7 protein-coding genes and 1 pseudogene are annotated in these 12,758 nt (G+C 55.9%); 2 read left to right on the top strand and 6 right to left on the bottom strand.

What is annotated here, in order from left to right:
• Nucleotides 1–31 precede the first annotated feature (31 nt).
• A complete protein-coding gene (locus O3C79_RS08355) occupies nucleotides 32–769 on the bottom strand; it encodes a UTRA domain-containing protein (protein WP_494385555.1) in 738 nt (245 codons plus the stop codon).
• Nucleotides 770–818: 49 nt separating this feature from the next.
• Nucleotides 819–1,214 carry a hypothetical protein gene (locus O3C79_RS08350; RefSeq protein WP_494385554.1) on the bottom strand — a complete coding sequence of 132 codons (396 nt, stop codon included), beginning with the start codon at nucleotides 1,212–1,214 and terminating at the stop codon, nucleotides 819–821.
• A gap of 167 nt (nucleotides 1,215–1,381) precedes the next feature.
• Here O3C79_RS08350 and O3C79_RS08345 point away from each other — a divergent pair, with 167 nt between their 5' ends.
• Nucleotides 1,382–3,637, top strand: coding sequence for an Orn/Lys/Arg family decarboxylase (locus O3C79_RS08345; protein ID WP_494385553.1), 2,256 nt, complete (start codon nucleotides 1,382–1,384; stop codon nucleotides 3,635–3,637).
• 93 nt (nucleotides 3,638–3,730) lie between these two features.
• Here O3C79_RS08345 and O3C79_RS08340 read toward each other — a convergent pair.
• Nucleotides 3,731–5,536 (bottom strand): annotated as a pseudogene (locus O3C79_RS08340) (methyl-accepting chemotaxis protein); the annotation flags it as partial.
• Nucleotides 5,537–5,951: 415 nt separating this feature from the next.
• Here O3C79_RS08340 and O3C79_RS08335 point away from each other — a divergent pair.
• The gene (locus O3C79_RS08335; protein ID WP_494385552.1) at nucleotides 5,952–7,931 is read left to right on the top strand and encodes a methyl-accepting chemotaxis protein; all 1,980 of its coding nucleotides are present in this window, start codon (nucleotides 5,952–5,954) and stop codon (nucleotides 7,929–7,931) included.
• 11 nt (nucleotides 7,932–7,942) lie between these two features.
• Here O3C79_RS08335 and O3C79_RS08330 read toward each other — a convergent pair whose 3' ends face one another.
• The 3 genes from O3C79_RS08330 to O3C79_RS08320 form a co-directional block, all read right to left on the bottom strand.
• Entirely contained in the window at nucleotides 7,943–8,770 is an 828-nt protein-coding gene (locus O3C79_RS08330) for an efflux RND transporter periplasmic adaptor subunit (RefSeq protein ID WP_494385551.1), read from the bottom strand.
• Between the two features lie 10 nt (nucleotides 8,771–8,780).
• Entirely contained in the window at nucleotides 8,781–10,409 is a 1,629-nt protein-coding gene (locus O3C79_RS08325; RefSeq protein ID WP_494385550.1) for a hypothetical protein, read from the bottom strand.
• 188 nt (nucleotides 10,410–10,597) lie between these two features.
• Entirely contained in the window at nucleotides 10,598–12,745 is a 2,148-nt protein-coding gene (locus tag O3C79_RS08320) for a site-2 protease family protein (RefSeq protein WP_494385549.1), read from the bottom strand.
• Between the last annotated feature and the right edge of the window lie 13 nt (nucleotides 12,746–12,758).

The following is a 12,758-nucleotide window of genomic DNA, read 5'->3' as shown; positions in this document are numbered from 1 at the left end:
GTGACAGATTTATTGCCGGGAAAGTTAGTGATTAATGGCGGCTACCGACATGAACCGAAATTTTCAGGGCGTCATGCAGCCAGTACTCCCGGTCCAGCTCGAGAAACTCACCCTCCTGATCATAACTCAGGCGCTGAATGTACAAGCCGGCGGTGCCCTGGTTCACATTCAGCGACTCGGCTTCCTGACCTTTCAGCGCCAGCGGGAAGATTTCGATATCACGATGGTCCGGCACCAGGTTGTACTGCTCCTTGAGCATTCTCCAGATCGACAGATCCGTACTCTCGGCCAATAAGCCCGGACACTTGGCGGGATTAATGAAGTTATGTTCCACCAGCAGCCCGCGTTCATTGACGTAACGGCGGCGAAACACGTGGTAGATAGGCGTCCCGACAGGTAGTCCAGTAATCTCACTGAGCCAGGGTGGCATTTCCGTGAGTTCCTTGAACAGCGTTTCTGTGCGAGGACTGAAGCCCTGCTCGGTCACGTAGTGGTTAAAACCAATATCACGGCTGGGGTCATAACGCAGACGCTCCGGCGTGATGTACCAGCCACGGCGGTTGGAACGAAAAATAAGCCCTTCGGCTTCCAGCTGTGACAGAGCCTGACGGATGGTAACGCGGGTCGTGCCGAAGCGTTCTGACAACTCGCGCTCGGATGGCAATTTCTGCTGGCTGCACAATTGTTCCTGCTCAATCCAGGTCCAGAGGCGATCACGTAGTTGCAGATAAACGGGGTATTCGGCGCGGGACATCAATGGGTCACTCATGCATCAAAGGTTCTGGCAACAGGCCGGGCCTATCATGACAGAAAAGGGATCAAAGGCTAAATGCGAGGGCTTGAGAGGATACCGCCAGCCAGACTTTCTGGCCGGTTCGAGCGCTGAGCATGGATTGTGCTTCAGGACGGCGCTCCAAAACCAGCTCTGGCAAGCCCGCTCCCAACCAGAGGTGCAACAGGCCCTGAGGCTCCGCATGACTCACCCGAGCTGAGAGCAGCAAATTGGAGCGAGGGTCAGGCCCCCAGGGACCCAGCAGCAATACCGCATGCTGTGGCTCGAACAGCAGAAATCCACGCTTGCCCAGCGGCAAATCAAGCGGGCAAGGCAGCTCTGAACCACCACTCCAGACACACCCCGAAGCATCCACCTTCACGGGCAGAGCGTAGCGTTCTTCGGCTGTCTGGCATGGATAGGTTCTGCTGGGTAGCATCATCTTCTTTCATTCTTTACTGTGTAGTCAGGCTAGGCTTATTCCATGACAAGCGTGTGACATACAGTGCAGTGGCAACGCAGGGTTTGCTTTACACGCCCCCCGCCACTGCTACAATTGCGGCCATTCCAAGGTGCTTGGAACTCGCCCTAATTTGCAGGACTGTGTTAATGAAATTTCGTTTTCCAGTCGTCGTGATCGACGAAGATTACCGCTCCGAAAACATCTCTGGCTCCGGTATCCGTAACCTCGCTGAAGCGATCAGCAGTGAGGGTATGGAAGTGATCGGTTTCACCAGCTACGGTGACCTGACCGCATTTGCCCAACAGGCCAGCCGCGCCTCCTGTTTCATTTTATCCATTGATGACGAGGAGTTCGGCTCTGGTGCTGACGAAGACGTAAACAAGGCTTTGCAATCCATTCGCCAGTTCATCGGTGAAGTACGCAAGCGCAATGCCGATATTCCCGTGTTCCTGTACGGCGAGACCCGCACCTCACGCCATATCTCCAACGATATCCTGCGCGAGCTGCACGGCTTCATTCACATGTTCGAAGATACCCCGGAGTTTGTGGCCCGGCATATTATTCGAGAGGCCACCAAGTATCTGGAAAGCCTGGCGCCGCCGTTCTTCAGCGCGCTGATGGACTATGCCAGTGACAGTTCCTACTCCTGGCACTGCCCCGGTCATTCCGGCGGCGTGGCGTTTCTGAAAAGCCCTGTCGGCCAAATGTTCCACCAGTTTTTTGGTGAAAACATGTTGCGTGCTGACGTATGTAACGCGGTAGAAGAGCTGGGTCAGCTGCTGGATCACACCGGCCCCGTTTCGGCCAGTGAAGCCAATGCAGCGCGCATCTTCAATGCCGATCACCTGTTCTTCGTCACCAACGGCACCTCAACATCCAACAAGGTGGTCTGGCACTCGACGGTGGCACCGGGCGATATCGTGGTAGTGGACCGTAACTGCCACAAGTCAATCCTGCACTCGATCATCATGACCGGCGCGATCCCGGTATTCCTGATGCCGACGCGCAACAACTACGGCATCATTGGGCCGATTCCCAAGAGCGAATTCGATCCGGAAACCATCCGTAAGAAAATCGAAGCCAACCCCTTCGCCCGTGAAGCCAAGAACAAGAAGCCGCGTATTCTGACCATTACTCAAAGTACCTACGACGGCATCGTCTACAACGTGGAAACCATCAAGGAGATGCTGGGCAACACCATTGATACCCTGCATTTCGATGAAGCCTGGCTACCGCATGCAAGCTTCCATGATTTCTACCACAACATGCACGCCATCGGTGAGGGACGCCCGCGCTCCGATGAAACACTGGTGTTTGCTACTCAGTCGACCCACAAGCTATTGGCGGGCCTGTCACAGGCATCCCAGATTCTGGTGCAGGACGGCAGCAACCGTAAACTGGATACGCATCGGTTCAATGAATCCTACCTGATGCACTCCTCCACCAGCCCCCAGTACGCCATCATTGCGTCCTGTGATGTCGCCGCGGCGATGATGGAGCCGCCGGGCGGCAAGGCTCTGGTTGAGGAATCGCTGATGGAAGCGATCGACTTCCGCCGTGCCATGCACAAGGTTGATGAAGAGTTCGGTGCAGACGACTGGTGGTTCAAAGTCTGGGGCCCGGATGTGCAAGCCGAGGAAGGCCTGGGTGACCGCGATAACTGGATCATCCACGATGATGACGACTGGCATGGCTTCGGCAAAATCGACTCCGGCTTCAACATGCTGGACCCGATCAAGTCCACCATTATCACCCCGGGGATCAACCTTCAGGGTGAGTTTGATGAAGTCGGTATCCCTGCGGCCATTGTCAGCAAATACCTGGCCGAGCATGGCATTATCATCGAGAAGACCGGCCTGTACTCCTTCTTCATCATGTTCACCATCGGCATTACCAAAGGCCGTTGGAATTCCATGGTAACCGAGCTGCAGCAGTTCAAGGATGATTACGACCATAACCTGCCAGTCTGGCGTGTAATGCCGGAATTCGCCAAACACTACCCGCAGTACGAGCGGGTTGGCCTGCGTGACCTCTGTACCGAGATCCATAACGTTTACAAGCAGTACGACGTTGCACGCATCACCACCGAGATGTACCTCTCCAACATTGAGCCTGCCATGACGCCGGCGGATGCCTGGGCCAAGATGGCGCACCGCGAAGTTGAGCGTGTCTCCATTGATGCTCTGGAAGGCCGCGTTACCGCCATGCTGGTAACGCCCTACCCGCCGGGCATCCCGCTGCTTGTGCCGGGTGAGCGCTTCAACCGAACCATCGTCCGCTATTTGCAGTTTGCCCGTGATTTCAACTCACGTTTCCCCGGTTTCGAGACCGATGTACACGGACTGGTACGTGGGGATGTGAACGGCAAAGATGCCTACTTCGTGGATGTGGTCAAGGACTGAGCCTATCTGCTGACAGGTGATGCTCAACGTAAAACGGGTGGCCAAGGCCACCCGTTTTTTGTGTACGCGTTTCAGGTCAAGCTGCCACTCGACCTAGCCAGCTTGCTGCACACGGTCTTCCAGCTCGGTCAATTTGTCTACGATATCGCCGGAGATAGCGGCCACTTCATCGTAGCAACGTTCAGCCGCTGCAAAGTCTTTGGCACTCTGGTATTGAATAGCTTCGCGCACCTTGGCATGCAGGCGTTCGTGTGGCGCCTCAATCGCACGAAACTCGTTCATCTGACCATACTTTTCCTTGCCTTCGCTGTAATACCACTTGCCGAATTTACAGTCCATGTGGGAGACCGCTTCGCTCTCTCTCAGCGTCGCCTTGCCATCCAGGTAGCTGCGCAGACGTGTTTTCCAGGACAGGTGCGCTGACTTGGCCGCACTCAGATCCACTCCCTGCACGTTGGTTTCAAAGCGGTTTACTTCCTCCATCAGGGCATCTACATGATGGTTGATGCTGTGTGTTACATGAACACTCTGCTGCGAGAAGGTGGATGTTCTGCGTGCCTGATCCGCAATGCCGGTGATATGACGGTCCATATCCTGGGCCACCTGGCTCTGCTCTTCTGCAGCCGTTGCGATCTGGGTGTTCATATCGTTGATCACGGAGACTGCATCAACAATACGCAGAATCACACTGCGCGCCTCTTCGGCGTTAGCCACACTCTCTTCGGCCATCTTCTGACTGGTCTCGATGGAGTGCACCGCAGAAGAAGAATGCTGCTGCAGACGCTCAACAATACGGGCAATATTGCTGGTGGACTCCTGGGTACGCTGCGCCAGGGTACGAACCTCATCCGCCACCACCGCAAAGCCACGCCCCTGCTCACCTGCACGCGCCGCCTCAATAGCCGCATTCAGTGCCAGCAAGTTGGTTTGCTCGGCGATGCCGGTAATAACATCCAGGATCTGGCTGACTTCCTCACTGCCCTGAGCCAGTTCATGGATCACTTGACCGGACTGGCGTACCTGGTCGGCCACACTGCCGATCTGGTCACTGACCGTCCCCACCAGCTGCTGACCGCCCTTCGCCGATTCATTGGCGGCTTCGGCGGACGTGGCCGCATTGGCGGCACTTTGTGCCACTTCCTGCACGGTAGAGGCCATTTCTGTAATGGCGGCTGCAACCTGCTCCACCTGCGCCTGCTGATCGCTGACGCCTCGGTCGGTATCCCCCAGCGCCGAGTTGATCTGGCTGACACCGGTACTGATGCGGCCGGAAGTCTGGCCTACCTTGTGAAGCAGTTCACCAATTTCCAGGATAATACCGTTATAGGCACTGTAGTTCTGGCCCACCTCATTATTGGGGTTATCCACTTCAATGGGGACAGAGAAGTTGCCTTCCGCCAGTATTCTGAGGTGGTCGCGCAGGTTTTTGATCTGACGGAACATCACGGTCAAACCGAACATGCGTCCCATCACAATCAGGATCAGCACCACTGCAGTCACTGCAAGGGATATGTGCTGCAATAGAGCCTGTTCGGCGATGGAGCGCTGTTCCATCATGCCCACGGCCTTATTCATTTCAGTCAGCACCGAGAGAGACTGTTTCTGCAAGCGCCCCAGAGCTTCCGTATTGCCATCGGCACCGCTCACCAGCTGTTCCACTGTGGCACGGTAGTCACGCCACAACGTACCCACATGTTCTAGTTGTTTGCGAATATCGACCTCTGAAGCGGCCTTGATCCCCATATCGGCATTTCCGTTCAGCAGTGCATTATGGGCCGTTTCAAAGCTGCGAATGGTCGCCTGGGCCAAACCTGTATCCACTGCGCCCTGCTGAATCAACAAGGCCTCTTTGGCCAGTCGTTGACTCAGCATGCGCTGCTTACCCGCCACGTTGATCGCGGTGGCATCGTCGCTGCCGGTCATCCACACCGATACACCAATCAGGGCTGTCAGTACGAAAATCAGGATGTAGGAAAACATGAACTGCGCATCGAGGGTGCGCATACCTATCATTTCGAGGCTTTTTTCCAGTGCCTTGCCGATACGAAAGCGGATTGATCTCTTATCCGGTGTGTACTTGAACATCAGACCTGTCCCAGGTTAATTAAGTAACAGCTTAATCACGAAGAATAATCGCCATGTACAGCGATGACCAGTGTAAAGCTGGCCTTGAAGGGGAAAAATGCGTGATCATTGATCCACCCCATAAGTGATAGAAGCTTGCGACAGTCTATTAGCTATTTACACCACCGGCGTAAGCAAATACCCTTAATCCATAAGAACACCCTTTAATAACAATAACTGCAGGGTTGCCATGAAGCTGTATATTACCCAGCGAATCATGCTCGGATTCGCACTCCTCGTCTTATTCATCATTCTGGTTGGTGCTGCCGGCTTGTATGCCAGCCGCACCCTGGGTAATGGACTCAGCCTGGTCACGGACCGGGTTTTACCCCTCACCGAAAACAGCTACGAGCAAACCGAGGCCTTGAAAACGGCCACAACCAACCTCTATGGCACACTGGCACAGCGCGAGCAGGCATCCTTCGAATCCTATCGTTCCGACTATCAGGACAGCTACAAAGTGCTGACCCAAAAGCTGGACAGCTTCGCAACGCAGCTCCAGTCGCAGGGTGAAGAACAAAAACTGTTGAAGCAGATGCAGCAGCAAGCGGTTGAATTGGACCAGTTGGCATCGACCCTTTTTCAGCTGCATGAAGAAGAACGTCAGCTAAGCCAGCAGGTATCGCAGCAGTCCATCCAGTTCTTCACCCAGAACGATGCGCTTACCAGCTGGGCACGCAACTACCTCTCGTCTTCAGAAAACAGTGACGGTATTCAGCGCATCCGCCAGGTTACACGCACGGCCAACAGCTACCGTTTCATGTTGTTTAACTTCCAGCGTCATGGTGAGCTGGAACGTCTGAACGCCGATGCCGCCAACAATCAGGGCAGCCTGCCTGAAGTACTGGAAAAGTTTGCCCAGGTTTCGCCCCGTGCCAAACAGATTGCACCTCTGGCAGAACGCCTGGAATCCATGCTCTTTGGCGATGAGGGTGTGATTGCCCTGCACAACCGCGTCTTCGACAGCCGCGCCCAATTGAGCGAAACCCTCCAGGCACTTTCCACCCTGGTGGATGAATTTACCCAGGCCTCTCAAACGCTGGTTTCCCACGCAAAAACCAGCGCTAACGAAGCACGGGACAAGGGCCAGCAGACCCAGTCTTTCAGCAATCTGATCATCCTTGTGGTGACCGGCTCTGCCATTTTGCTGGCCTCCATTATTGCCCTGCTGACCATTCAGGCCCTGCGCAAGCCGTTGAGCGCCATTCGCCAGCAGCTCTCTGCCCTGCGTGACGGGGATCTCCGCGTCAGCTTTGATGACCAGCGCAAGGATGAATTCGGCGAGCTGGCCCAGTCACTCAACGACGTTGTTGCCGGGCTGAGGGAGATGGTGACTACCATTACGCGCGGCTCCGAGCATCTGGCCAGTGTTGCCAGCCAGAGCTCTGCCGTTAGCGAGCAGACTACCCAGGCCATGTCACACCAGAGCGATCAGCTGCAACTGACAGCCTCGGCAGCCACCGAAATCTCCAGCAGCGTGGCGGAGGTAGCCAGTCACAGCCAAACTACCCTCAGTGCCGTACACGAGTGTGAGGGCCTGAGTCACAGCCTGACGGATAACCTGCAGGCAACGCTGACCAGCATTAACACCCAGGCAGAAGGCATCCAGCAGGCCGTTAGTGTCAGCGATCAGCTGGCGAGTTACAGCAGCGAGATCGACAGCATTCTGTCCACCATCCGAGATATCGCCGAACAAACCAACCTGTTGGCGCTGAACGCTGCTATCGAAGCTGCACGCGCCGGTGAGCACGGCCGAGGCTTTGCCGTGGTAGCTGATGAAGTGCGCGAACTGGCAAGCCGGACGCAAAACTCCACGGGCCAAATCCAGTCCATGGTGGAGAATATGCAAACCAGCATTTCGCGTGTGGTAACGGTGATGAAGTCCAGCTACGGCCAGACGCAGCAGTGTGTAGAACACGCCAATACGTCGAAGCAGTCGCTGGAATCACTGAACGGTGCCATTGCCCATATCGGCAGTCTGAGTACCCAAATCACCGAAGCTGCCCGTCAGCAGACCGATGCTGTGGAAGAAGTCAGCCAGACTCTGAACGGGCTGAACGATACCGCTCAGGAAACCACCGAAGGTGCCCGACAGGCATCCAGCAGCAGCCGCGAACTGCTGGAATATGCACGCGAACAGCAAGCCTTGCTGCAGCGCTTTTCACTTTAACCTCATTCTGCTCAGTGGGCTGCCAAAGCAGCCCCTTGTGCAGGCTCAAAACGCACCCGACAGCCAACACCTGCCAGTGTCAGCTGGTCTGGATTTTCCAGCCGAATGCTTACCCCAAGAGTGCCGCTGGCTGCATCCACCACGCGGTCGACCACATGCACCACAGCCGCATACTCTCCGCCTACCGGGGGCGATGGATAGATTGTCACGCTGCTGCCTTTATGAACCTTACCGATCATGGACAGTGGCAAATAAGCCTCAACCCGTAGCGGATTGATTTGCGCCAGCGCCACCACCTTTTCACCTTCAGTGACATACTCGCCCGGTACCAGTGTCCGATCGACCACCAGGCCATCAATGGGGCTACGAATTTCCCGCTGACGCACCAGGGCTTCGGCCCTTCCCAACTCCAACTGCTGCAACTGGTGCTGCACCTCGGCATCCTGTGTTTGCAGCCGCGCCAGACGGGTCGTGATGCGGGCCTCATCCACTTCCTGATCCGAAATCATCTGCTTGCCATGCAGCTCCTGCTTGCGTCCCAATGAGACCGCCTCATAGCGCGCACGGGCACGCCCAATTTCAATCGGCAGGCGATTTTCAGCCCTGGCCTTGGCCAGCGCCAGCGTCGCTTCCTGAACATCAGTCACCAACCTTGCAACCAGCTGTCCCTTGGCAACCTGATCCCCCCTCTCAACATCAACCTCTTGCAGTATTCCCTGCGTTTCAGCCCCCAGACGCACTTCCACCCAGGGCTCAATCAGGCACTCGAAACTCGGCTCCTGTGCCATTAACGACATGGATCCCATCAGCACCAACACTGTTGCGACTGTTCTAAGCATGGCTCAGCTCCTATTCCTCGTTGCCGGTAAAGCTCAACAAGTGACGGTAGTGTTCATCGGCGGCCATCATGGAGTGCCTTAATGCACGCTGCTCTTTTGCTTCACGATGAAAGGCAGACTTCAGCAACCGAAGCGACCACCCACTGACAGCCTTATGCTCCGATCGCGGATTCATCAGGCTTTTTTGCAGCGGTGACAGCAATGACAAGGGTCGTGCATCCCAGGCCGCTAACCAATGGCAGTCCCGAACAAACAGGGGCTGGAGGCTATAAACTGTCCAATCAACCAAAACGCCCTGTTTGAGTTTGTCGAGACAATCGTGGCTGGCAGTCAGTACCCCGATATCTGATAGCGGGCTGGCTGTGCTGGTTTCATTCATTTCATCGAAGGCCAAACCTGACTCATCCAGCGCTGCTAACACTGGAAGTGCCTCATCAGCCGTGCGCCCGGCATAGATCACCACGCCTGATGTCTGCGCTTGCTGTTTTACCTGCTCCAGCAGATGGGTAATCGCCTCGGCAGAGGTATCATAAATCACTGAGGGCAGGGGTAGATCAGTTTTGGTGTGAGCCTTAACCCTGAGGTGATAGTGCTCCTGAATTTCAGCAGCGATATCGTCTGCCCGGTCAACCAGTGCATAAAGGTGGCGGTAGCGCTGCAGGAAACGCCTGTAATTCAGGCGTCCCGACAGGGACAGATTTTGTCCTGGCCGATACCCTTCTCGAACGGCCAGATAGGCTTTTAAAGCGGCGTGTTCTCCTCCGGGAAAAAGCCCTTCTCGCAATATCAGCTGCCCATCATGAAACTGATAATCCTGCTCTGGCTGCAGACATTTGAATGCGGTAAGCGCCAGCACAATCTGCTGTTCCAAGCCGACCTGCTGACGCAGGCCCTGTGGCAGGGTTTCGCTCAATAACAACAGGCGCTGCCGCCCTTCGGCCGTCAGCTCTACAGCCCCGTTTTCCTGATTGTAGTCCCGCGAATCGGCCAGCTGTCCGGCAATACCTGCCAGTGCATAGGTGAGCATTTCTTCTTCATTGAGTTCCATGCGATCGCTGGCTACAACAGAGGTCATTGCCGACTCACACAACAGGCTACGGCCATCCACCAAAATGGCATGATTCAAGCCGGGTAGAATCAGTGACCGACTGATGCCCGAATGAGTGAGACAACGCTTGATGCGCCGGGTTTGCTCGCCTTCGTATGCGTCTCGGAGACGACGATCACGTAGATAATCCAGCATGAGTTCACTGATCGATACATGTGTGATCCCGTCGGCATACAGAGCAGTGCGTTGGCTCGCGCTCATTCGTGGCTGGATCAACCCCGCCTGCACCTCCAGCTGACGATAGAAAGGCTCTGCCAGTAACCAGGTTTCCTGAGCACCGGCCTGAGTCGCATGCACTACCTGAACAGGCGTTCCAGAGAGGGTGAGCGCTGCAGCAGCCATGATCGCCACCCGCCAACGGCTTTCTACACCAGGCCAGGCCAGACATTCTCCATTCAACAGTTGCTCTGCCAGCGCCAGTTCAGGCGTGGTTACAGAGCTATCAGGGTCCAGCTGATTCAGTGCTGGCGAAAGCACCTGCAATGCCAATTGCGCCCGCTGATCGGGCGTATCGGCCTGCTCAAGTAACAAAGTTTGAAGTCCCTTTTGATCCGCGGATGCCTTGAGATTCTTTAAAACCGACACGTCAGCCCTATCGTTTACGAGCTGCTTACTCCGCCCCTGCCAGAGCGCTCCCAGCCTCTCCAGAAGAGGCGGGTGAGGCTCTAATGCCTGTCGCTCGGGATACAGAATGGCACTGCGCACCTTCATCACTCACCTCACAACTGGAACCGTGACAAAAACAGCTGACGGGCACGCCGCAGCAACTGGTAGCCCACCGGCTCATACCCCAGAAGAAACTTCACATGTACACGCTGTCCCACCTTGGGCCTGACAGGCATTTGCTCGAAAGCCAGCTCGACATGAAACAGGGTGTTCATGGCGCGGGCATCCCCCTCGGTGGCATCCGGCCTCAATACCACTTGTCCTCCACCCTGAGTAGACAGCACCGGTGATGGCAGCTGGTCCGTTGCGGCAGGCGTCTGACGCACCATACGCGCACCGTACTCCTGCTGCAGGTTATCCGACATCAAAACGCGTACGCCCTGCAGTCGGTCCCGCAATAACCCGGCATCTCCCTGCTCGACCAGCGTACGGATACGCACACTCTCCTCGGCAACGACGAATCCCAGCACCTCCCCCTTGTGGATAAAGCTGCCGGGCATATCCCGGGTATTGCCCACCAGCAAGGTTCCGCTTTTCTGGCCATAGAGGGACAGGGCTTCCCACCTGCGTCTCAGATCATCAATTCGGGTCTGGTTATGACGCAGTTCAATGGCTGTTAACTTTGAGCGAACACGGTCATGGGCTCGGTCTGCAGCATAGCGAGCCAGCAATGCCTTTTGCCGGGCCAGTGCCGCCATCAGCTCCATTTCAAGCTGCTGATTTGAGAGTTGCAACACCAGCTGACCTTGAGTGACGAAGCTGCCCGAGGGATGAGGTACGGCCTGAACAAAACCGCTTTCGGCAGTGGTAACCTCGGCATCTTCCGATACCCATACCACCCCGTCCGCGTATGTTGTTAGCGGGAAGGGCAGCATGAAAATGCCGGCTGCAATGACAGTAAATGCCAGGCCGGCTCCAAGGTAAGCACGCGCCCCCCGTCGATGCATTCTGGAGCTGGTCAGCAGGAACCAGAACAGTTTGGTAAGCGGGACAACAACCATCATGGTCACCGCCAGCAATGCCAACAGGACACCGATGATAAAAAACTTGCCGGCCACAAAGAGCGCGATCAGGCTCACGACCACGGCGCGGTAGCAAAAAGACGCCACGGAAAAAAAACAGAACCAGGCCGCTTCCCCTTTCGCAACCGCGGGTGAAACAGCATCTTCCAGCCCCAGCAAATACCGCTGGCACAGATACTGAAAATGCTTGTTGGCTCGGGTGCCCAGGTTCGGAATGTCGATGACGTCGGCAAGGATGTAGTAGCCATCGAATCGCAACAGTGGATTAAGGTTAAACAGCAAGGTGGTTACACTGCCGATCAGGGCGATATTGAACAGGATACTGCGCAGCATCCCCGGCTCCATCCATGACCAGCCGATCACGGCCAGTGCCGCCATAAACATTTCCACATACATCCCCGCCGCCGACACCCAGGCACGTTGCCAACGGCTTCTGAAAACCGAAGCGGCGGATGCATCCACATAGGGAATGGGCATGAATACCAGAAACATCACCCCCATTTCGTGCACCTCCCCGCCCCAGCGTGATACCGCATAAGCATGCCCAAACTCATGCACCAACTTCAGTAAGGGAAAGGCAATCAGGATGATCAGGATGTTGTCTGCGGCCAGCACCCGATCAGTGAGGTTGTCGGTAAGTGCATCAAACTCGGCCACCACCACCCAGCCGCCCCCCAGCAACACTGCCAGCCAGATCAACGCACCGGGAAGGGAAAACAGCAAACGCCCCAGCGGACGTGTTTTCTGCAGGAACCGCTCAGGGTCAAGCAGGGGAATACGCAGCGCCAACGGGGAAAGGTATTGCTGCAAGCGTTTTCGCTTGCGGGTCTTGTTGGCACGGGAGAACACCTCTTCCGGATCAGGCAGCTGATAGCCATCCAGCAGATCCGAAGAGTGCAACTGTGACAGCAGACGGATGATATCCTCCTGCTCTGGCGCCTCCTCTCTCAGCACACGACGGGAGTGCAACCAGGCGTCTTCAACACTGCGCCTGCCATCCAGCAGCCCCAGAAATTGATAGGCTTGCGGGGTAAAACGGAAATTGCGTCCGGAAGCGGTGTCCTGCAGCACATACCAGATAAGCCCGCGCTGCTCCTGGCGATGCAGATGAGCATGAGGTCTAATCCGTGGCCTAAGGCTGGCAACACGATACCAGTAGGGGTTCTGTTGCTCGGCCATGGTTCACCCCCGC

The organism is Marinobacterium sp. NO-S09, assembly GCF_059179545.1.
The sequence above is the reverse complement of the archived record's forward strand: the minus strand, read 5'-3'. Positions and strand labels throughout refer to the sequence as shown.